Consider the following 20,644-nt stretch of genomic DNA (forward strand, 5'->3'; position numbering starts at 1 on the left):
GATTCCGGTCGCCAACGGGTTAACGATTGGAGGGGAAAGATGTTGTCACGGAGGCGTGCCGGATCACGCTTGCGTTAACCTTATATTTAAAGTTTTACGTATCGCCCGGAATGCATGTTTTCTTTACCCCTGTGTGTCATTACGATACGAAGGTCCATTTTTCAGCCTCCTGCTCGGGATAGACAAGCTAGAATCGGGCCAGAATCCGGCCAAAATTATAAGTCCCGCGGCAGCTAGTACAGGGTAGCGAAGGCATGGCTAAGAAACCAACGACGACCAAGTCTCTCGAGAATGACGTAGCCGCGGAACTGGAAAAGGCGCTCGACCTTGACCTTGCCGGCGACGAAGGCGGGCTCGACATGGCGGCGTCGATGGAGGATCTCGAAGCGCAGATATCGGCGGCGGCCGACGAGCTGGCGCGCGAAGGCCGCAGCCAGCGGACAGAGCCGGCGAACAACCCTCAGCCCGCCGCCCCTCAGCCTCCAAGGGCGCCCGCGGCCAAGCCGGCCGAGCTGCGCCCTGTCGAGCCGCGCAACGGACAGCCGTCCGGCTTCGCGCCTCCGCCCGGCTTCACGCCAGCCAATGACGACCGCCAGAAGGACTACAAGACGCTGCTGCACAGCCTCAACCGGCGTGCATCGAGCACCGTCTACTGGGTGATCGCCTTTATCTCGCTGGCCTGGATCGCCGGCGCCGGTGGCTTGGCCAACCTCCTGTTCGGTCCTGGCATCTGGAAGATCCGTACCTTCGACCAGTTCTTCGCCCGTCCCGAGCTGATCGGCCTGGCGGTAGCCGCGATCGTTCCGGTCATCCTGTTCTGGGCGTTTGCCGCCATGATTCGGCGCGCGCAGGAAATGCGCATCGCCGCGCAGTCCATGACCGAGGTCGCCTTCCGCCTGGCGGAGCCGGAAAACCTCGCCCAGGATCGCGTCATGATGATCGGCCAGGCCGTTCGCCGCGAGGTGGCGGCAATGGGCGAAGGCATCGAACGGACGCTCGCCCGCGCCGTCGAGCTCGAGACGCTCGTCCATGGCGAAGTCACCCAGATCGAACGCTCCTATTCCGAAAACGAGGCCCGCATCCGGTCTCTCGTCGACGGTCTGGGCAGCGAGCGCGAGGCGGTCGTCACCCATGCCGAGCGTGTGCGCGCCTCGATTGCCAGCGCCCACGAGACGCTGCGCGACGAGATCGGCGCGGCCAGCGACATCATCCGCGACTCGATCCTCAACGCGTCGACCAAGCTGTCGATGACGATCAACAATTCCGGCGACACGCTGATCGATCGCATCAACGAAAGCTCGACATCGATCTTCGATTCCGTCGAATCGCGCCTGGATAACATCACCGACCGGCTTTCAACCTCCGGCGAAGCCTTCGCCAGCCTGCTCGACACGCGTATCGCCAAGCTGACCGACACCACGGACGGCCTCACCCGGTCGCTGACCGACCTGCTCGACGACCGCACGAACGGCATGGTCTCGCTGCTCGGCGGCGCGGCACGCACGCTGAACTCCGAATTCGAGGCGAGCCTCAGCGGCATCGAACGTACGCTGGCCGAACGCGGCCAGGCGCTGATCAGCGAATTCCAGACCCGCGCCGAAGCGCTCGACACCGGCACGCAGAAGCTCAACGCCGCCCTCGAAGCCCGCGCCCGCCAGATCAACGAGACGATGGTGGAACGCGCGAAGGAAATCGCCCATGCCTTCGCCGAGAGCAAGGACACGCTGTCGGCGATGATCGATCAGGGCAAGACCCAGATCGGCGCCGATATGGCCGACATCATCTCGTCCACCTCCTCCATGCTCGAAGCCCGCGCCACCGACTTCGCCGGCCGCATGGAAGCGGCCCGGCATGTGGTGTCGCGCTCCTTCGATTCCGATATCCAGCGGCTTGCCGATGCCCGTGTCGGCATCGAGGAAGCCGTCGAGAATCACAGCCGCTCACTTTCCGAGAGCCGCGAACGCATGGCCGCTGCCATGCAGGAGGACCTGGCCAAGTTCGCCGAAGGCCGTGCGGCAATCGATGCCGCCGTCACCAACCAGGTGCAGAAGCTGGCCGAAGGCCGCGGCTTGATCTCGCGCGCGCTGGAAGAAGATCTGCGCAAGGTGAACGAGTCGCGCGCCGCCATCGATGCATCGCTTGGCAGCCATCTGGAGCAGCTCGAAGAGGGTCGCAATCGCCTGTCCCAGGCTTTGAACGAAGACTCCGGCAGACTCGTCCAAGCCCGCACGATGATTGACGAAATGGTCGCCGGCCATGTCGGGAAGCTGGCCGAGGGCCGCAACATCCTGGCGCGCGCCCTGGAAGCCGATCTCGGCAAGCTGCAGGACAGCCGCGCCTCGATCGACGGCCTCGTCGCCAGCCAGGTCGAGAAGATCGCCGAGGGCCGCGCCGTGCTGGCCAAGGCGCTCGAAACCGACATCATCGGCATCAGGAACCTGGTCGAGACCCATTCGACCAGGCTCGCCGAGGACCGCGGCGAGCTCAGCCGCGCCCTTGAAAGCGATCTGAGCGGCATCCGCGGCCTGATCGACAGCCACGCCGGCAAGCTTGCCGAAGACCGCAGCCTGCTGTCGCAGACGCTGGAGGCCGACCTCGCCAAGCTGGCCGAAAGCCGTGCCTCGATCGACGGCCTCGTCGCCGGCCAGGTCGAAAAGCTCGCCGAAGGCCGCGATATCCTCAAGCGCGCCCTGGAGGCCGACCTCAACACCATCAAGGGTGCCATTGCGGGACACTCCGACAAGGTCCTGGAGGATCGCTCGCAGCTGTCGAAGGCCCTCGAAGCCGATCTGCAGGCCGTCAGCGGCGCCATTGCCGATCATCAGAACAAGCTGGCGCAAGACCGCTCGGCCCTATCGAGAGCCCTGGAGGATGACCTTCAGAATGTCAGCGGCGCCGTTGCCGAGCATCAGAACCGCCTCGTTCAGGACCGTTCGGTGCTGTCCAAGTCGCTCGAAGACGATCTCGCCAAGCTGGCGGAGAGCCGCTCCAGCATCGACGGGCTGGTCGCCGGCCAGGTCGAGAAGCTGGCCGAAGGCCGCGATATCCTCAAGCGCGCGCTGGAAGCCGATCTCAACACGATCCAGGGCGCAATCGTCGATCATTCGCAGAAGATCACCGGTCATCGCGCCGAACTCTCGCGCGCGCTCGATGCCGATATGGCCAATGCCAGCGGTCTCATGCAGACGCATGCCGACCAGTTGTCGCAGAGCCGCGCGACGCTGTCCAAGGCGCTGGAGGACGACCTCGCCAAGCTGGCTGAAAGCCGTTCCAGCATCGACGGTCTGGTCGCCGGCCAGGTCGAGAAGCTGGCGGAAGGCCGCGACATCCTCAAGCGGGCGCTGGAAGCCGACCTTGCCAAGCTCGCCGAGAGCCGCGCCTCGATCGACAGCCTTGTCGCCGGCCAGGTCGAAAAGCTCGCCGAAGGCCGCGATATCCTCACGCGCGCCCTTGAAGCCGACCTTGCCAAGCTGGCCGAAAGCCGCGCCGGCATTGATGGCCTCGTCGCCGGCCAGGTCGAGAAGCTCGCCGAAGGCCGCGACGTGCTCACACGCGCCCTTGAAGCCGATCTCGCCAAGCTGGCCGAAAGCCGCACCAGCATCGACGGCCTGGTCGCCGGCCAGGTCGAGAAGCTGGCGGAGGGCCGCGACATCCTCAAGCGCGCCCTCGAAGCCGACCTTCAGAAGCTGACGGAAAGCCGATCCGAGATCGACGACGTCATCGCCGGCCATGTCGGCAAGCTGTCCGAAGGCCGCGACATGCTGGCCCGCGCCTTGGAGGACGATCTCGCCAAGCTCGCAGATGCGCGCAAGGACGTCGACCGTTCGGTCTCCGGCCATATCGACCAGATCGCCGCGAGGAGCGGCGACATCTCGGCGGCGATCGCCGCCGATGTCGAGAAGATCGAGCAGGCCTTCAGCCGCCAGACCAGTGTCATCGAAGAACGCGCCAGCACCATGGAGCGCGCGCTGTCGACCGGTGTCGACAATGTGCGCGGCGTGCTGGAGAAGACCGCGGTGTTCGTGGCGAGCGCGTTGCGCGACAAGGTCATGGAAGTCACCAGCACCCTGCATGAGCAGGCCGGTGCGGCCTTCAGCGATGCCGATCGCAAGATCGCCGAGCGCGCCGAGCAGACCTCCGCCGCGCTGCTTGCCAGGGCCGAGGACATTGCCCAGGCCTTCGAGGCGGCGGACCGGCGCCTGCACGAACGTGCCCAGGACACGTCCAACATGCTGATGATGCGCGCCGACGACGCGTCGAACTCGCTCATGGCTCGTGCCGAGGAAACCGCCGACAAGCTGGCCACGCGCGCCGGTGAGATCGCCAGCACCTTCGACGCGGCCGACCAGAAGCTGGTTGCCCGCGCCGTGGAGACGGCGCAGTCGCTTGCCGCCCGCGCCGGCGACATCCTGCGCAACTTCGAGGGCGCCGACGAGCGGCTCTCGATGCGCATCACGGAATCGGCCGAGGCATTGGCCGCCCGCGCCTCCGATCTCGGCCGCATCTTCGACAGCGCCGACCAGCAGCTCATGGCACGCATTGCCGAGGGTTCGGAAGCGCTTTCCGCCCGCGCCGGCGAAATCGGCCGCATCTTCGACGACGCCGACAACCGCCTGGTGTCGCGCATCGCTTCGACCAGCTCGACGATTGGCGAACACGCCGACACGATCGTCGGCGCCTTCGCCGCCACCGAGCAGCGTGTCGCCGACCGCGCCCGCCAGACCGGCCAGGAGCTCGCCGTGCATGCCCGTGAGATCGAGCAGGCGCTGGCCGGCGCCGACGAGCGGCTTGCGGCAAGCGCCGCGGCTGCCGCCGCGCGCGTCGAGGACCAGGTCGCGAGCGTGGAAAACCGCCTCGCCTATACCGCCGAGACGATGGGCCAGAAGCTCAGCGAGCGGGTCTCCAGCGCCGAGGCCCAGCTGATCTCGCGCGCCAACGTCATCGCCGAGACCTTCACGGCGGTCGGCCAGCATATCGGCCAGAGCACCAACGAGGCCGCGCGCACGATCGGCGCCAACACCCGCGAGCTCAACACCATGCTCGCGGCGCGTTCGGCCGAGATGGCGAAGATCCTCGACGAGACGGCCAAGCCGCTGGTCGAGCGCTTCGCCCAGGGCGGCTCCGAACTGCAGCGCAGCATGGAAGAGGTCACCGAACGCGCGGCCGAGAAGTTGCGCAGCGAGAACACGAACCTCGTCAATGCTCTCGCCAGCCGCACGGCCGAGACGCTGTCGGCCGTCGAAGGCGCGCGCTCCTCGCTTGCCGATAGCGTGGCCGACCTCATCGGCCGCATGACGACCTCGAGCGCCCAGCTCGGCCAGCTCATCGAACAGGCCGCCGTCAATCTCGGCCAGGTCGAGGAGCGGCTCTCCGGCAGCACGCAGAGCTTCGCCACGACCACCGAGAAGGCCGCCCAGACCTTCGCCAGCTCGGCGCGTCTGGTCGATTCCAACACGACGCGGCTCACCGACCTGTCATCGGCGACGCTGCGCGAGGTGGCCGCGATCGCGACCAAGTTTGACGAGCACAGCCGGCTGCTCTCCAGCGCCTCGAACCTGCTCAGCTCCGCGCAGAGCAATCTCGAGCACACGCTGGAGCGCCAGTCCTCGCTGGAGGACCTCGCCGTCGGCCTGGTCAAGAAGTCGGAAGACCTCGAGAAGGTGATGCGTTCCTTCGAGAGCCTCGTCGGCCAGACGATGCAGACCGCCGAGGGCCGCACGATGGAGTCGGCGGAGAAGATCCGCACCGCCATCGCCGAGGTCGTCGATTCGGCGACCCGTCGCTTTGCCGACGCGACCGAGGAGATGCGGCGCACCGCGGGCTCGATCAAGAGCGAGCTGGACCTGACCCGCGCCGAGCTGAAAAAGGGCGTCATCGAGATGCCGGAAGAGGCCAAGGAATCGACCTCGGCCATTCGTCGCGCCGTCGCCGAGCAGATCAATGCGCTCAAGGAACTGTCGGATATCGTTGCGAAATCCGGCCGCAGCGGCTCAAGCGAGCAGGGCGAACCGCGCGGTCTGCGCCCTGCTCCGCAGGCGCCGGCCCGCGCCGCCGAGCCGCCGCTGCGCCGCCCGCCGGCCCCGCAACCACAGCCGCAACCGGCGGCGCGCGCCCCTCAGGCGCCGCTCGCCGAGACCACGCTGCGCGGCACGCTCGACCTGGAACGCCCTGCCGAGGCGCCTCGCCGTGAGAACGGCAAGACGCAGCAGGGCGGCTGGGTGCGCGACCTGCTGACCAACGCCTCGCGCGAAGAAGAGCTGCGTCCGGCAGCGCCGGCGGAAGCGCCGCGCGCGACGCCTGCCCAGCGCTCGCCGCTGCATGTCATGGAGTCTCTCAACTCGCTGTCGGTCGACATCGCGCGGGCCATCGACCACGACGCCTCGATCGAGCTCTGGAACCGCTACCGCCGCGGCGAACGCGACGTCTTTACCCGTCGCCTCTACACGCTGAAGGGCCAGCAGACCTTCGACGAGATCCGCCGCAAGTACCAGGCCGAGGCGGAATTCCGCGCAGCGGTCGACCGCTACTGCGAGGATTTCGAGAAGCTGCTCAAGGATGTCTCGCGCAACGATCGCGACAACATCATGGCGCAAACCTACCTGACCTCCGACACCGGCAAGGTCTACACCATGCTGGCCCACGCCAGCGGCCGGCTGCACTGAACGCCGGCAGGCAGAATCGGAAACCAAAAAGGCGGGTCTCGACCCGCCTTTTTCATGTCCACGATGTCGATTGTCGGCTCAGCCGGCGCTTATAGCAGGATGAATTGGAGTGGAGTCATTCATCCCGCTCCGACTCTTTGTTCTGTCGCATGATCTTAATGCGAAAGGTCTGCAACTCTTTGCCGTCGCTGACCTTCTTTACGGGATCATGCTCTATGCCTCGCCGAGGCGGAAGTCGCTCGCGACCACCCGGTGGTGCTCGACAAATTCCAGACGGTCGAGCAGGAAGCGGTCGTCTTCCGGGTAGTAGACCGCACGCTCCGGCTGCGGCCCGGCGAAGGCGCGAATGGCATCCATGTCGCGCCACCAGCTCAGCGTGGTGACTTCGCTGACGCCGTCGCCCAGCGTGCGCATCAGCATCTGGCAGCCGAGGTTGCCGGGCGTCTCTGAGTAGTCCTTCAACCCTGTCTTCACGATGTAGGCGACATACGCCTCCTCATCGGCCGTCCTGATGCGGCCGCTCCATTTGCGGAGAATGACTTGGGATTCGCTCATCATTGTCTAGATCATCTGGTCCGTCCAGCGGACGATGTCGGTCGCCGCCTGGCCGAAGGCACTGTCCAGTGCCCGGACGTAAGCCGCGTTGCCGCCGCCGGAAACCGGCGCGCTCGCGGTGAAGTCCTTCGACGCGCGCACCTCGCCGTCGCGGTCGTTCAGGATGCGCACGAACAGGTCGACGTCGGCATGCTCGCCGCCATTGACGCGCACCTCGAAGGAGCGCACCTCGACGATGATCTGGTAGTCGATGGCCAGCCCCTCGCCCGGCTTGCCGACGCCGGCAAAGCTGCCGGAGCGCTGGAACGTCTCTGCCAGCCTCGCCTGCACGATCAGCGGCAGCCGGTCCGCCCATTGCGCGCCTTTCAGGAACTGGATCGAGCGGTCGGAAGGCCTGATGACGATGTTCTGGCTGTCCAGCGCCTTGAGCGCCGAGGGCTGGGCGATCAGGATCTGGCGGCGGCTGTGCGCATGCACATCGACCGAAGGCGCGGACAGTTCGAACGTGTCGAGCGGCGCCGGCTTGCCGCCCAGGACCGCACAGCCGGCAAGCGTAAGCACCAGCAATGCCGCCGCGGACGATCTCAAACTACCCGCTACTACCCTGACCGACTTCACGCGCGATCCCCGTTGTCCCCGATCAACCCGCATTCGCGGTTCATTTTCTTGGCGGTCGCGGCGGCCGAAGTCAACGCCGTGCCCTTCCGTCGAACTGCCGGACCTCGCCCTCGCCGCCGGACAGGATGCGCTGCGGGTTGCGGCTGAGATCGGTCACCGCTTCCTCGATGCGATTGATCGAGCGGCGGCTGTCCTGCACCAGCGCCTCGACGTTCTGCAGCCCCTGGCCGGAGAAACGTGACAGGTTGTCAACGATGGTGCCGAGGCGTGAGTTCAGCGTGTCGGCCACCTGCTTGAAGGATTTGAGCGTCGCCCTCGCATCGGCCATCACGCCGTCGGCCTCGCCGGAGCCAAGGAGCTTGTCCACCTTGGCCAGGATGCCGTCGACGCGCACCGAGGCGTCGTTGAGGCGCTGCGCAAGCTGGCGGGCATTCTTGATCGTGTCATTGATGTCGTCGGAACGGTTGGCGATCTTGTCGGTGACCTTGGCAATGTCCGAGGCCGCCTTGTCGGCGCTGGCGCTGGCTTTCTGGATGTTGGCCAAGGCCTCCTTGACGTCGGCCGGATCGATGCCGTCGAGCACGCCGTTCACCTTGGCCAATGTCCCTTGCGTCTGCTTGGCGAAATCGTTGATCGAGCCGACCGCCGTGTTGACGTTGCCGATGACGGTGTCGAACTGCTTCGAGGTCTCCTTCAGATTTGCCGTCACCGTATCGACATTGGCCACGATGCTCTTGATCTGGTCCTTGTCGACGGAATTGAGCAGGCCTTCGGCGGCCTTCAGCGTGCTGTCGAGCCGTCCGGAGACATTCTTCAGCTGATCCGAAAGCGAGCTCACCGCCGACAGGAACTTGTCGATGCCGTCGGAATTCTTGGCCAGCGCGTCCGAGAAGGTCTGGACGTTCTTGATCGTCTGCGTCAGCGGCTCACGAACGTCCTTGGTAAAACCTTCGAGCTCACTAAGCACCTTGTCGGCGCGGGTAAAGATGTTCTGCGCCGTCTGCAAAAGGTTGGTGACCGCAGACGGGTTGGCGACGATCTCGGCGACCCTGCCTTCCTTCTCCGCCTCGTCGAGCAGCCTGGCTTCCTTGGGGTCGGCACCCTTCAGCTCGATATTGGCCTGGCCGCTGAGGCCGGTCAGTCCGATGTCGGCCTGCGTCGACTTGGTGATCGGCGTCCAGCGGGCGATTTCGGTGTCGGCAATGGCAACGGTCGGATCGTCGCCATCGATATAGACGTTTTTCACATCGCCCACCCTGACGCCGTTGAACAGCACCAGGCTGCCGCGGCTGAGGCCGGAGGCCGAGCCTGGGATGCGCACGCGCAGCATCGCCGTTTCGCCCCTGTCGCCGATGGCGGCCGTCCAATAGACGAACGCGAAGGCCGCCAGGATCGCGCCCAGCGTGAAGATGCCGACGATGACGTAGTTGGCTCTTGTTTCCATCGCCCCACTTATCGCTATGCGCGCGCCGCAAGATCAAGTTGCCGGGCGCGTTTTCCGCGGAAATAGGATTTCACCCACGGCTCATCGCTCTTCAGCATGTCGTCGATCGTGCCTTCCACCAGCACCTTCTTCTTGCCGAGCACCGCGACGTGGTCGCAAGCGGTGAACAGCGTGTCGAGGTCGTGCGTGACCATGTAGACGGTGAGATCCATCGTGTCGCGCAGCTTGACGACCAGTTCGTCGAATTCGGCCGCGCTGATCGGATCGAGCCCGGAGGTCGGTTCGTCCAGAAAGACGATGTCGGGATCGAGCGCCAGCGCCCGCGCCAGCGCCGCGCGCTTGATCATGCCGCCGGAAAGTTCGGACGGGAATTTCTGCGCGGCGTCGGTCGGCAGCCCGACCAGTTCGATCTTGAGCATGGCGAGCTCATCCATCAGCGCCTTGGGCAGGTCGAGATATTCGCGCATCGGCACCTGCACGTTCTCCAGCACCGTCAGCGCCGAAAACAGCGCCCCATGCTGGAAGAGGACGCCGAGCCGCATGTCGATGCGCAGGCGATCGGCGTCGCTTGCCTTGTCGACATCGACGCCGAACAGGCTGATCGTCCCCGACTGCTTCGGCATCAGTCCCAGTATGGTGCGCAATAGCACCGATTTGCCGGCGCCGGAGGCGCCTACAAAGCCGAGGATTTCCCCGCGCTTGATGTCGAGCGAAAGCTTGTCGAGGATCAGCTTGTCGCCGATGGCGACGGTGACGTCGCGAACCGAAAGCACGATCTCGCCATCGTTCGTGTGCTCCGCTGACGTGGCGCCGTTGCCGTTCGCCATCTCAGAAGCCGATCGCTGCGTAGAACATGGCGAAAAGCCCGTCGAGGATGATGACGATGAAGATCGACTTCACCACAGACGCGGTCACGTGCAGGCCGAGCGATTCGGCGCTGCCGCCGACTTTCATGCCTTCGACAGACGCAATGATCCCGATGATCAGGGCCATGAACGGCGCCTTGATCAGGCCGGCGAAGATGGTGCTGAGGTCGATGGCGACGCGCAGCCTGTCGATGAACGCAGCCGGCGGGATGTCTGAATAGAGCCAGGCGGCGACGATGCCGCCGGCAAGTGCCGCGAAATTGGCGATGATGGTGAGGCAGGGCAGCCCGATCACCAGCGCGACGAGCCGCGGAAAGACAAGCACGCCGATCGGATTGAGGCCGATCACCTTGAGCGCATCGACCTCCTCGCGCATTTTCATCGAGCCGATCTCGGCGGTGATGGCGCTGCCCGAACGTCCCGCGAGCATGATCGCCGTCATCAGCACGCCGAGCTCGCGCAGGATCAGCACGCCGACGAGATCGACGACGAAGATATTGGCGCCGAAATAGCTGAGCTGATAGGCGCCCTGCTGGGCGACGATCGCGCCGACGATGGCTGACATCAGCACCACCACCGGGATCGCGCCGACACCCATGCGATCGATCTGGTTGAAGATTGCGGCGGGATTGACCGCATGGCCGCGCCCGAGCTTCATCTGCGCGCCGCGGATCGTGGCGCCGAGGATGTTCATCGAGGCGAAGAAATCGTCGCGCATCTCGTAGACCCGCCGGCCAACCAGCTCCAGCGCGCGCAGGATGATATTGGGCGGCCCGGACGGGCCCGATTCGGGCTCGCGGCGGACCGCGTCGCCGACTGCGCCGAGCAGGATCGAGGCGACCTCGCTTTGCCCCTGAAAATGGACCTCGACGCCTTTCTTCTCGAAGGCGCTGGCCAGCCGGTCGATCAGCCAGGCGCCGGCCGTGTCCATCTTTTCGATGTGGGAAAGGTCGAGCGTCAGCTGTTTCGTGCCGCTTCTCCGCTCGATCTTGCGCATGTCCGCATCGACCGCCGCCACGGTGCGCGTCGTCCACACGCCGGAAAACGCGCAGCCCAGCACCCCGTCTTCCTCGCCCACGGCCACGCGCGGTCGATGCTCGCCGTTCTCGGCGGCCTCGCCGCTTGCGTCGCGTTTGCGGATGGTCAACATGGCGTCCTGTTTAGCGTGACGGGACTGGCGTGTCGATTTGCCGGCAGACTGGTGTCGCACAGCCGGAGAAGAAAATTATGGCGCGTGTCATTTCGGTCGAAATGGAGCGATTTCCGATCGCCGGCACCTTCACCATTTCGCGCGGATCCAAAACCGAGGCCGAAGTCATCACCGTAACGATCGCTGACGGGGGACGTTCCGGGCGCGGCGAATGCGTGCCCTACAAGCGCTACGGCGAGACCATGGACGGTGTATATGCCGCAATCAAGACGATGCGCGACCAGATCGCTGGCGGCATCGACCGGACCGCTCTGCTCGCTGCCATGGCCGCGGGCGCCGCGCGAAACGCCATAGATTGCGCGCTGTGGGATCTGGAAGCCAAGCTGACCGGCACACCCGTGGCGGCAGCGATCGGCGTCCTTCCGCCCAAGCCGCTGCAAACCGCCTACACGCTGTCGCTTGCCGAACCGGAAGCCATGGCCGCGCAGGCGCGCGCCAATGCCGCGCGGCCCTTGCTCAAGGTCAAGATCGGCGGCGACAACGACATGGCGCGGATTCGCGCGGTGACGGAGGCCGCCCCCGAAAGCCGCATCATCCTCGATGCCAATGAGGGCTGGACGGACCAAAATGTCGAGGCGAACCTGGCCTTCTCCGCTCAGCACGGTGTCGCGCTCGTCGAACAGCCGCTGCCGGCGGGCAAGGATGACATCCTGCGCCGGATCGCGCATCCGGTGCCGATCTGCGCCGACGAAAGCGTGCATGCGGCAAAGGACCTCGACGCGCTGGTCGGTCTCTACGACGCCGTCAACATCAAGCTCGACAAATCCGGCGGCCTGACCGAGGCGTTGAGATTGCGCGACCGTGCCCGCGATCTCGGCTTCGGCATCATGGTGGGCTGCATGGTTGGCACCTCGCTCGCCATGGCGCCGGCGGTCTTGCTGGCGCAGGATGCCGACTTCGTCGACCTCGATGGCCCGCTGCTTCTCGCACGCGATCGCGAGCCCGGCCTCGTCTACCAGGGATCGCTGGTTTCACCCCCCGACAGCGAGCTTTGGGGCTGAGCGCGCGGCAAGACCGATCAGCGCCATGCCGACGATCGCGATCGGGATCATCGCCCAGAAACCGTCAACGCCCAAGCGGTCGTAAAGCGGGCCGGAAGCGAGCGTCACCGCCGCCATGAAGAAGCCGTTGAAGAAATAGGCGATGCCTTGCGCCGCGCCCGTGCGCTCCTCGGAAACCGTCTCGCCGATCATCTTCTGCAGGCCGATCAACACCATGGCGACCGAGACCGAATGCAGCGACTGGACCAGGAAGAAGCCGCCGACGCCAAGCCCGAGCGGCCAGACGAGCGGAAAGGCGATCCAGCGCACGATCGAGCCGATGCCGGCGATCACCATCACCTTGACCACCGAGACCGACGAAAAAATGCGGTTGAAAAACAGGAACATGCCGACCTCGGAAACCACGCCCCAGGCCCATAGCAGGCCGACGACGGAATCGCCGATGCCGATCGACTTCCAGTAGATCGACACGAAGCCGTAGAGAAAGGCGTGGCTGGCGGTGATGACGCCGACACCGAGCGTGAAATAGAGGAAATAGGCGTTGAACAGGCTGGGCGCCTTATGCTGGATCTCGGTGGCCGACAGCGGCGAGGCCTTGCGCGGCCGCCCCATGCGCGGTGCCGCCAACGCCGCCACCAGGGCCGCGCCGAGCGCCACGAAGATGATCACCGGAACCGCCTGCGGGCCGGTGGCCGCCAGGATGAATCCGCCCGCGACATTGGCGCAGAGATAAGAGATCGAACCCCATTTGCGCATCGCCGTGTAATTCGAGCCGAAGCGCCGCACACCCGACAGCGCCAGCGAATCGGCCATCGGCGAATGCGGCGTCCAGACGATGGTGAGCAGCAGCGACACGGCAAGAACGATCGCGTAGGTGGCCGGCAGGAAATAGCCCGCCGAGACGGCCATCGAGGCCGCGACCAGCGCGATATAGACATTGGCGCGGTCCTTCGCCCGGTCGGCAAGCGCTGTCAGCATTGGTGTCGTCACCACCCGCAGGAACATCGGCGCCGCCAGGATGACGGCGATCTGCTCGGCATGAAACCCCTTCGCCTGCAGCCAGAGCGGAAAGTAAGGCAGATGCGTGCCCTGCGACACGAACAAGGTGGCGAAGATCAGGCTGATGCGCAGTTCGAAATGGCTGGGCTTGATGCGTTGTTCGGGCGAGAGCGGCGGCAGCGACATGAATCGATCCAATTACGCTGCAATCGACGGACTGCAACGCGTTTCGATCCCTAACATGCGGCAAGGCAGGGCGGAACTGCCTGGACCAATCGATCAAGGGCAAAGCTGTTGAAGACCGCGTCCGGCATGAAATATGCCGCGCTTCGGCTTCAATGAACAACGCGCGCAAAGGGGCTCGAACCGCGCCAATCCCTGACTGGCAGGCGCGTTCACGCTGCTCGCGCCGCCCTGCCCTTGAGGTCGATGATGTCGACCGGAACCAGCACGTCCTTGCCGGCTGAGGATTCGGGCAGCACATGCGCCCAGGTCAGGATTTCCATGCGGCCGTCGAAGTGCTCGACCACCGCCGTGCAGCTTTCCACCCAGTCGCCGGTATTGATGTACTGCACGTCACCGTAGCTTTCGATGGCGGCATGGTGGATGTGGCCGCAGATCACGCCGTCGACATGCGAGCGCCGCGCTTCCTCGGAAAGCACGGTCTGGAACGAGCCGATGAAGTTCACCGCCTTTTTCACCTTGACCTTGGCCCAGGACGAGAACGACCAGTAAGGCAGGCCGAGCAGATGGCGCAGCTTCGTCACCACGCGGTTGATCAGCATCGCCGTGTCATAGGCATAGTCGCCGAGATAAGCGAGCCAGCGCTGGTTATGCACCACCGTGTCGAACTGGTCGCCATGGATGATCAGCAGGCGCCGGCCGTCGGCGGTTTCGTGGATGGCGCGGTCGGCGACGACGATGCCGCCGAAATGCACGCCCTGGAACTGGCGGGCGAATTCGTCGTGATTGCCGGCGATATAGGTGATCGAGGCGCCCTTGCGTGCCTTGCGCAGCAGCTTCTGCACGACGTCATTGTGGCTCTGCGGCCAGTGCCAGCTGCGGCGCAGCCGCCAGCCGTCGACGATATCGCCGACCAGATAGATGATCTCGGCGTCGTGATGGCGCAGGAAGTCGATCAGGAAATCGGCCTTGGCCGCTTTCGAGCCGAGATGCACGTCAGAAATGAACAGGGCGCGGAAAGTGCGGGGCTCTGGGGCTGACATCGCGATTTTACCCTTTGCTTTCACGTGCCTATGCCCCGATTCATGCAACAACCGTATGACGGTTGCGGTTGGTCCAGCCCAGGCGCTAGCTTGGCGCCGCCAAAGCATCAGGAGAAAATCACCATGGATCTCGGCATTCGCGGCAAGAAGGCCATCGTCTGCGCCTCGAGCAAGGGGCTTGGAAAAGGTTGCGCCATGGCGCTGGCCGAGGCCGGCGTCGACCTCGTCGTCAACGGCCGCAACGCCGAGCTTCTGGCCAGGACCGCGCAAGAGATCCGCGACAAATTCGGCGTCAAGGTGATCGAAGTTGCCGGCGACGTGTCGAAACCCGAGGTGCAGAAGGCGATCCTTGCCGCCTGTCCCGACCCGGACATCCTGGTCAACAACAATGGCGGCCCGCCGCTGCGCGATTTCCGCGAGCTCGACCGCGCCAAGATCCTCGAGGGCGTTACGCAGAACATGGTCACACCCATCGAGCTCATCCAGGCGGTGATCGACGGCATGGCCAAGCGCGGCTTCGGCCGCATCGTCAACATCACCTCGCTGTCGGTCTATGTGCCGATCCCCGGGCTCGACCTGTCTTCCGGCGCCCGCGCCGGCCTGACCTCGTTCCTGGCCGGCGTGGCGCGCACGGTGATCGACCGCAACGTCACCATCAACAGCCTGCTGCCCGGCAAGCTGGACACCGACCGGTTGCGCGGCCCGCATGAGGCAGGCACGCAGGAAGACCCGGCCGCGGCAGCCGCGCGCAAGGCCCGCATCAGCGCCGACGTGCCGGCGAAACGTCTCGGCACGCCCGAGGAATTCGGCCAGATCTGCGCCTTTCTCTGTTCGGTCCATGCCGGCTACCTTACCGGCCAGAACATCCCGGTCGATGGCGGCCTCTACGTCAGCGCGTTCTGAGCATCGCCTGAAGCTCTCCAGCCAACCAGCTGGAATCGGTAGACTATTTCCGCTCCGGCATTGTGAAGCCGGAGCCTGCGATTTGCGGTCGCGAAAAATCGCGGGCGCATGCTAAAAGGCTCCAAACCAGTATCGCAGGGAGGGGCCGCAATGGACGGCGAGAACAAGAAAACGGCCCGGTCGGACCTCGACGAGGCCGCCCTCTTCTTCCACAAGCACCCGAAGCCGGGAAAGCTCGAGATCCAGGCGACCAAGCCGCTCGGCAACCAGCGCGACCTGGCGCTTGCCTATTCGCCGGGCGTGGCCGCGCCCTGCCTCGAGATCCGCGACGATCCCGCCACCGCCGCCGACTACACCGCGCGCGCTAATCTCGTCGGCGTCGTTTCCAACGGCTCCGCCGTGCTCGGGCTCGGCAATATCGGCCCGCTCGCCTCCAAGCCGGTGATGGAAGGCAAGGCGGTGCTGTTCAAGAAATTCGCCGGCATCGACGTCTTCGACATCGAGATCGACGCGCCCGAGATCGACCGCATGGTCGAGACCGTGGCGGCGCTCGAGCCGACCTTCGGCGGCATCAACCTCGAAGACATCAAGGCGCCGGAATGCTTCGAGGTCGAGGAGCGGCTGAAGGCCCGCATGGGCATTCCGGTTTTCCACGACGACCAGCACGGCACGGCGATCATCGTCGCCGCCGCGGTGCTCAACGGGCTGGAACTGGCCGGCAAGGCGATTTCCGACATCAAGATCGTCACTTCCGGCGCGGGCGCCGCAGCACTTGCCTGCCTCAACCTTCTGGTCTCGCTTGGCGCCAAGGTGGAAAACATCTGGGTCACCGACCGTTTCGGCGTCGCCTACAGGGGCCGCGTCGAGGAGATGGACCGCTGGAAAGACCCCTATGTGAAGGACACCGAGGCGCGCACGCTGGCCGATGTGATTTCCGGCGCCGACGTCTTTCTCGGCCTCTCCGCCGCCGGCGTGCTGAAGCCCGAGCTCTTGCAGCACATGGCGCCGAAGCCGCTGATCCTGGCTTTGGCCAATCCCAATCCCGAGATCATGCCGGAAGCGGCGCGGGCCGCCCGGCCGGACGCCATGATCTGCACCGGGCGCTCGGATTTCCCCAATCAAGTCAACAACGTGTTGTGCTTTCCTTACATCTTCCGCGGCGCGCTCGATTGCGGCGCCAGCGCCATCAATGAGGAGATGAAAATGGCGGCGGTGCGGGCGATCGCCGCCCTTGCCCGCGAGGAGCCTTCGGACGTCGCCGCCCGCGCCTATTCCGGCGAGACGCCGATGTTCGGCCCCGATTTCCTGATCCCCTCGCCCTTCGATCCGCGCCTTATCCTGCGCATCGCGCCGGCGGTGGCGAAGGCCGCCTGCGACACCGGCGTCGCGACGCGGCCGATCAGCGACTTCGCCGCCTATATCGACAAGCTCAACCGCTTCGTCTTCCGCTCCGGCCTGGTGATGAAGCCGGTGTTTTCCTCCGCCAAGGCTTCAAGCGCCAAGCGCGTTATCTATGCCGATGGCGAGGACGAGCGCGTTCTGCGCGCCGCCCAGGTGGTGCTGGAGGAAGGCATCGCCGAACCGACTTTGATCGGCCGCCCGCATGTGGTGGAGGTCCGCCTGAAGCGTTACGGCCTGCGCATTCGTCCCGGCGTCGATTTCGCATTGATCAATCCGGAAGACGATCCGCGCTACCGCCATTATGTCGACCTTTTGATCGAGCTCGCCGGCCGGCGCGGCGTGACGACGGAAGCCGCCCGCACCATGGTGCGCACCAACAATACGGTTATCGCGGCGCTCGCGCTGAAGCGTGGCGATGCGGATGCCATGATCTGCGGCCTCGAAGGTCGCTTCGAGCGGCATCTGCGCAATGTCTCGCTGATCATCGGGCCGCGCACCGGCGTCAAGGACCGCGATCTGTCGGCGCTCTCCATGCTGATTTCGCAGCGGGGCATCGTCTTTCTCACCGACACCTATGTCTCCATCGATCCGACGGCCGAGGAGATCGCCGAGATGACCGTGCTGGCGGCCGAGGAAATCAGGCGTTTCGGCATGGAACCCAAGGCCGCCCTGCTCTCCTTCTCGGATTTCGGTTCGCGCGACGCGCCGAGCGCATTCAAGATGCGGCAAGCCGCGGCGATCCTGGCGCGTATCGCGCCCGACCTTGAATGCGACGGCGAGATGCATGCCGATACGGCGCTTTCGGAACATCTGCGCCAGCGCGTCTATCCGCATTCCAGGCTGACGGGCGAGGCCAATCTGCTGGTCTTCCCGAATCTCGATTCGGCCAACATCACGCTGACGGCGCTGGGCGCGATGATGGATGCGCTGCATGTCGGGCCGATCCTGCTCGGCACCGACAAGCCCGCCCATATATTGACGCCGTCAGTGACCTCGCGCGGCGTCGTCAACATGACCGCGCTGGCCGTTGTCGAGGCGGCGCACAAGGCGCAGGCGCTGATTGATGTGGATTGAAGGACATAGCGGCTTCTCGCCGAATTGCCCTTAGGCGCGGTCGCGCCGACTCTGGCATAGTCGGTTAACCACCGCGGCGTAGCTTCGGGGCGGTCGAGCGATTTGGGGTTCAGATGAAAGGCGCGAGGTTGAAGCTGGCCCTCCTAGTGCCGCTGCTTGTAGCGCTTGCAGGCTCGGCTGTCGCCGTCACTCAATCCCAGGCGGCCTCGCGCACATGCAGGCAGCTCGAAGCCGAACTCGCGGCCGCGCGCGGCGGTGGCGGAGGCCCCGGCCTCGTCCGCAAATATGATGACGCCATCACGCGCCAGCGCGAGCAGCTTGCCAAGGCCCGCGGCCGGGCAAGCGATGCCGGCTGCGGCTTCACGCTGTTTTCGCGCAATGTCAGCCAGTGCGCCGCGATCAACGCCTCGATAGAGCGCATGAACGCCAATCTCGACACGTTGCAGGCAAAGCGCGAGCGGCTTGCCGCCGGTGGCACGCGGCGCGACCGCAGTCGTATCCTGGCGGCGCTCGATGCCAACAACTGCCGCGACGACGAGATCGCGCCGCGACGCGCGCCGCTTCAGGAGGCTTCGCGCGACAATGGCGGCGGCAATCTGTTCGAGCAGCTTTTCGGCCGCCAGGACGAGCAGCTCGAAACGCCCGATGCCCCCGATATGCCGGACGCGTCGGACGTGCCGCTCGATGATCCGAGCGTGCGCAACATCCGCCGCGTCAATCAGCCGGACGGCATGGACCTGCCAAGGCTGGGCGGCGAGTTCCGCACCATGTGCGTACGCACCTGCGACGGCTATTTCTACCCGATGTCCAACGCCGTCTCCGTCGGCGATTTCGAGCGCGACCAGAAGAATTGCGAATCGAGCTGCCCGGGCACCGAGATGCAGGTCTTCTATTCGCGTGGGATGGACGACGATTCGGGCTCGATGACCTCCTCGGTCACCGGTCAGCCCTACAGCGAGCTGTCGACCGCCTATCTCTACAAGCAGGCCAACTATTCGCGGCCGCCCACCTGCGGATGCAACGCGCAGGCCGACAATTTCACGATCATTGGCGGCAATCCGCCCAATCCCGAACAGTCGCAGCCGGAGAGCGGGATAGCGCCCTTCATCCCCGTGCCAGCGGTAAAGCCCGATCCGGGCGCCGATCCCGAAACACTCGCCAATGCCGAAGGCGGGCTCGACCAGGACGCGATCAAGCGGCTGACCACAAAGGTGCCGGTATCGCCGGTCTCGATGCTGCCGCCGGATCAGCGCAAGGTCAGGGTCGTCGGGCCAGCGTTCCTTCCCGACCCATCAGCGGCAATAGATCTGAAAGCTCCGGCCCCGAAGTCCGCCCCGTGAGCGCCAGCCGCAGCGGCATGAACAGCGGCTTGCCCTTGCGCCCGGTTGCTTCCCTGATCTTGCCGGTCCAGTCCTTCCAGACCGTGCCGTTCCACGGCTCCTCGGGCAACACGTCAAACGCCTGATTGAGGAAGTCGCGGTCCTCGCCGGAAAACTCGGCCGGCTCCTGCGGGCCTTCGCTCAGGATGCGCCACCAGGCGACCGCATCCGACAGGCGGTCGAGATTGCCGCGCACCGCCAGCCAGAACGGCTCTGCCTTGTCGCCGGAAATGCCCAGCACCATCAGCCGGTCGCGCGCTTCCTCAAACGACATATGATGCATCAGCGCGCGGTTGAGCACGAGGAGCTCGTCCGGATCGAACTTGGAGGCGGACTTGGATGTCGCCGCCGGGTCGAAATGGCTGGCAAGCTCGTTGAGGTCGTGCGCGGCGGTGACATTCTCCGACGTGCCGACGAGCACGGCCAGCGACGCGACCGCCATCGGCTCGATCCCGTCTTGGCGCAGGCTCTCGATCGACAGCGCGCCGGTCCGCTTCGACAGCCCCTCGCCCGTGGTCGTGGTGAGCAGGTTGTGGTGGCCGAAGACCGGCGGCTCGGCGCCGAGCGCCTTGAAGATGGCGATCTGCACGCCGGTGTTGGTGACATGGTCGTCGCCGCGGATGACATGGCTGACGCCCATCTCGATATCGTCGACCACCGAAGGCAGCGTGTAGAGATAGGTGCCGTCCTCGCGCACCAGGACAGGGTCCGACAGCGATGCGAGATCGACGGTCTCCTCGCCGCGCACCAAGTCGTTCCAATTCACGTCCGTGCGCTCCGGCTGCAGCGGATCGCTGGTGAAATTGGGCAAAAGGAAGCGCCAGTGCGGCTTGCGCCCGTCCGACTGGTATTCGGCCACCTGCTCCGGCGTCAGCGTCAGCGCCTCGCGGCCATAGACCGGCGGCAGGCCCCGTGTGCGACGCACCTTGCGGCGCAGGTCGAGCTCTTCCGGCGTTTCGTAGCAGGCATAGAGCACGCGCGCCGCCTTCAGCCGCTCGACCGCAGCGTCGTAGATCTCGAAGCGGCGCGACTGGTACTCGGTGACATCCGGGAAGATGCCCAGCCAGTGCAGGTCGTAAAGGATGGAATCGGCATATTCCTGCTTCGAGCGGGCAATGTCGGTGTCGTCGAAGCGCTGGATGAAACGGCCCTTGTTGTTCATGGCGAAAAGCCAGTTGAACAGCGCGGTGCGCGCATTGCCGATATGGATGCGGCCGGTCGGCGATGGGGCGAAACGGACGGTGACTGTCATGAGCGGGGCGTAGCGGATGCTTTTGGCGTTGACAAGGCGCGCCTCCCCGCGCGA

General features: G+C 65.3%; 13 protein-coding genes. 5 read left to right on the top strand and 8 right to left on the bottom strand.

Annotated features, from left to right (window positions below):
• The first annotated feature begins 254 nt into the window (after nucleotides 1-254).
• Complete coding sequence (locus E5X34_RS12455; protein WP_292564717.1) at nucleotides 255-6,662, top strand: kinesin; 6,408 nt, start codon at nucleotides 255-257, stop codon at nucleotides 6,660-6,662.
• Between the two features lie 213 nt (nucleotides 6,663-6,875).
• Here the strand turns inward: E5X34_RS12455 and E5X34_RS12460 are convergent, their stop codons facing one another.
• Genes E5X34_RS12460 through E5X34_RS12480 form a run of 5 tightly spaced genes read right to left on the bottom strand, consistent with a single transcriptional unit; the run spans nucleotide 6,876 to nucleotide 11,295 of the window.
• On the bottom strand, nucleotides 6,876-7,217 hold the full coding sequence (locus E5X34_RS12460) for a hypothetical protein (protein ID WP_292564721.1): 342 nt from the start codon (nucleotides 7,215-7,217) through the stop codon (nucleotides 6,876-6,878).
• A 6-nt stretch (nucleotides 7,218-7,223) separates the two neighbouring features.
• Nucleotides 7,224-7,868, bottom strand: a complete 645-nt coding sequence (locus tag E5X34_RS12465; protein ID WP_292564724.1) for an ABC-type transport auxiliary lipoprotein family protein — start codon at nucleotides 7,866-7,868, stop codon at nucleotides 7,224-7,226.
• Nucleotides 7,869-7,905: 37 nt separating this feature from the next.
• Entirely contained in the window at nucleotides 7,906-9,279 is a 1,374-nt protein-coding gene (locus tag E5X34_RS12470; protein WP_292564727.1) for an MlaD family protein, read from the bottom strand.
• A gap of 14 nt (nucleotides 9,280-9,293) precedes the next feature.
• On the bottom strand, nucleotides 9,294-10,106 hold the full coding sequence (locus E5X34_RS12475) for an ABC transporter ATP-binding protein (RefSeq protein ID WP_292564730.1): 813 nt from the start codon (nucleotides 10,104-10,106) through the stop codon (nucleotides 9,294-9,296).
• Between the two features lies 1 nt (nucleotide 10,107).
• Complete coding sequence (locus E5X34_RS12480) at nucleotides 10,108-11,295, bottom strand: ABC transporter permease (protein WP_292564733.1); 1,188 nt, start codon at nucleotides 11,293-11,295, stop codon at nucleotides 10,108-10,110.
• A gap of 77 nt (nucleotides 11,296-11,372) precedes the next feature.
• Between E5X34_RS12480 and dgcA the strand changes: the two genes are divergently transcribed.
• Nucleotides 11,373-12,356, top strand: coding sequence for an N-acetyl-D-Glu racemase DgcA (dgcA, locus tag E5X34_RS12485; protein WP_292564736.1), 984 nt, complete (start codon nucleotides 11,373-11,375; stop codon nucleotides 12,354-12,356).
• Here dgcA and E5X34_RS12490 read toward each other — a convergent pair.
• Together E5X34_RS12490 and E5X34_RS12495 are read right to left on the bottom strand one after the other, a co-directional pair.
• Nucleotides 12,327-13,541: an MFS transporter gene (locus E5X34_RS12490; RefSeq protein ID WP_292564739.1), complete on the bottom strand. Its 1,215-nt coding sequence runs from the start codon at nucleotides 13,539-13,541 to the stop codon at nucleotides 12,327-12,329. The genes dgcA and E5X34_RS12490 overlap by 30 nt on opposite strands.
• 209 nt (nucleotides 13,542-13,750) lie before the next feature.
• A complete protein-coding gene (locus E5X34_RS12495) occupies nucleotides 13,751-14,581 on the bottom strand; it encodes a UDP-2,3-diacylglucosamine diphosphatase (protein ID WP_292564742.1) in 831 nt (276 codons plus the stop codon).
• A 123-nt stretch (nucleotides 14,582-14,704) separates the two neighbouring features.
• On the opposite strand from E5X34_RS12495, the gene E5X34_RS12500 reads away from it, so the two are divergent.
• The 3 genes from E5X34_RS12500 (at nucleotide 14,705) to E5X34_RS12510 (ending at nucleotide 19,299) form a co-directional block, all read left to right on the top strand.
• The gene (locus tag E5X34_RS12500; RefSeq protein ID WP_292564745.1) at nucleotides 14,705-15,484 is read left to right on the top strand and encodes an SDR family oxidoreductase; all 780 of its coding nucleotides are present in this window, start codon (nucleotides 14,705-14,707) and stop codon (nucleotides 15,482-15,484) included.
• Between the two features lie 150 nt (nucleotides 15,485-15,634).
• On the top strand, nucleotides 15,635-17,959 hold the full coding sequence (locus E5X34_RS12505; RefSeq protein WP_292564748.1) for an NADP-dependent malic enzyme: 2,325 nt from the start codon (nucleotides 15,635-15,637) through the stop codon (nucleotides 17,957-17,959).
• A gap of 113 nt (nucleotides 17,960-18,072) precedes the next feature.
• Nucleotides 18,073-19,299 carry a DUF2865 domain-containing protein gene (locus E5X34_RS12510; RefSeq protein WP_292564751.1) on the top strand — a complete coding sequence of 409 codons (1,227 nt, stop codon included), beginning with the start codon at nucleotides 18,073-18,075 and terminating at the stop codon, nucleotides 19,297-19,299.
• Here E5X34_RS12510 and gltX read toward each other — a convergent pair.
• Nucleotides 19,217-20,590, bottom strand: coding sequence for a glutamate--tRNA ligase (gltX, locus tag E5X34_RS12515; protein WP_292564754.1), 1,374 nt, complete (start codon nucleotides 20,588-20,590; stop codon nucleotides 19,217-19,219). The genes E5X34_RS12510 and gltX overlap by 83 nt on opposite strands.
• Nucleotides 20,591-20,644 lie beyond the last annotated feature (54 nt).

This window comes from Mesorhizobium sp., from assembly GCF_004963255.1.
Taxonomy (GTDB): domain Bacteria; phylum Pseudomonadota; class Alphaproteobacteria; order Rhizobiales; family Rhizobiaceae; genus Mesorhizobium.

What these genes read in the sequence shown, in the direction of transcription:
- E5X34_RS12455 (WP_292564717.1), top strand. Translation starts at nt 255, where the DNA reads ATGGCTAAGAAACCAACGACGACCAAGTCTCTCGAGAATGACGTAGCC.
- E5X34_RS12460 (WP_292564721.1), bottom strand. Translation starts at nt 7,217, where the DNA reads ATGAGCGAATCCCAAGTCATTCTCCGCAAATGGAGCGGCCGCATCAGG.
- E5X34_RS12465 (WP_292564724.1), bottom strand. Translation starts at nt 7,868, where the DNA reads ATGCGGGTTGATCGGGGACAACGGGGATCGCGCGTGAAGTCGGTCAGG.
- E5X34_RS12470 (WP_292564727.1), bottom strand. Translation starts at nt 9,279, where the DNA reads ATGGAAACAAGAGCCAACTACGTCATCGTCGGCATCTTCACGCTGGGC.
- E5X34_RS12475 (WP_292564730.1), bottom strand. Translation starts at nt 10,106, where the DNA reads ATGGCGAACGGCAACGGCGCCACGTCAGCGGAGCACACGAACGATGGC.
- E5X34_RS12480 (WP_292564733.1), bottom strand. Translation starts at nt 11,295, where the DNA reads ATGTTGACCATCCGCAAACGCGACGCAAGCGGCGAGGCCGCCGAGAAC.
- dgcA (WP_292564736.1), top strand. Translation starts at nt 11,373, where the DNA reads ATGGCGCGTGTCATTTCGGTCGAAATGGAGCGATTTCCGATCGCCGGC.
- E5X34_RS12490 (WP_292564739.1), bottom strand. Translation starts at nt 13,541, where the DNA reads ATGTCGCTGCCGCCGCTCTCGCCCGAACAACGCATCAAGCCCAGCCAT.
- E5X34_RS12495 (WP_292564742.1), bottom strand. Translation starts at nt 14,581, where the DNA reads ATGTCAGCCCCAGAGCCCCGCACTTTCCGCGCCCTGTTCATTTCTGAC.
- E5X34_RS12500 (WP_292564745.1), top strand. Translation starts at nt 14,705, where the DNA reads ATGGATCTCGGCATTCGCGGCAAGAAGGCCATCGTCTGCGCCTCGAGC.
- E5X34_RS12505 (WP_292564748.1), top strand. Translation starts at nt 15,635, where the DNA reads ATGGACGGCGAGAACAAGAAAACGGCCCGGTCGGACCTCGACGAGGCC.
- E5X34_RS12510 (WP_292564751.1), top strand. Translation starts at nt 18,073, where the DNA reads ATGAAAGGCGCGAGGTTGAAGCTGGCCCTCCTAGTGCCGCTGCTTGTA.
- gltX (WP_292564754.1), bottom strand. Translation starts at nt 20,590, where the DNA reads ATGACAGTCACCGTCCGTTTCGCCCCATCGCCGACCGGCCGCATCCAT.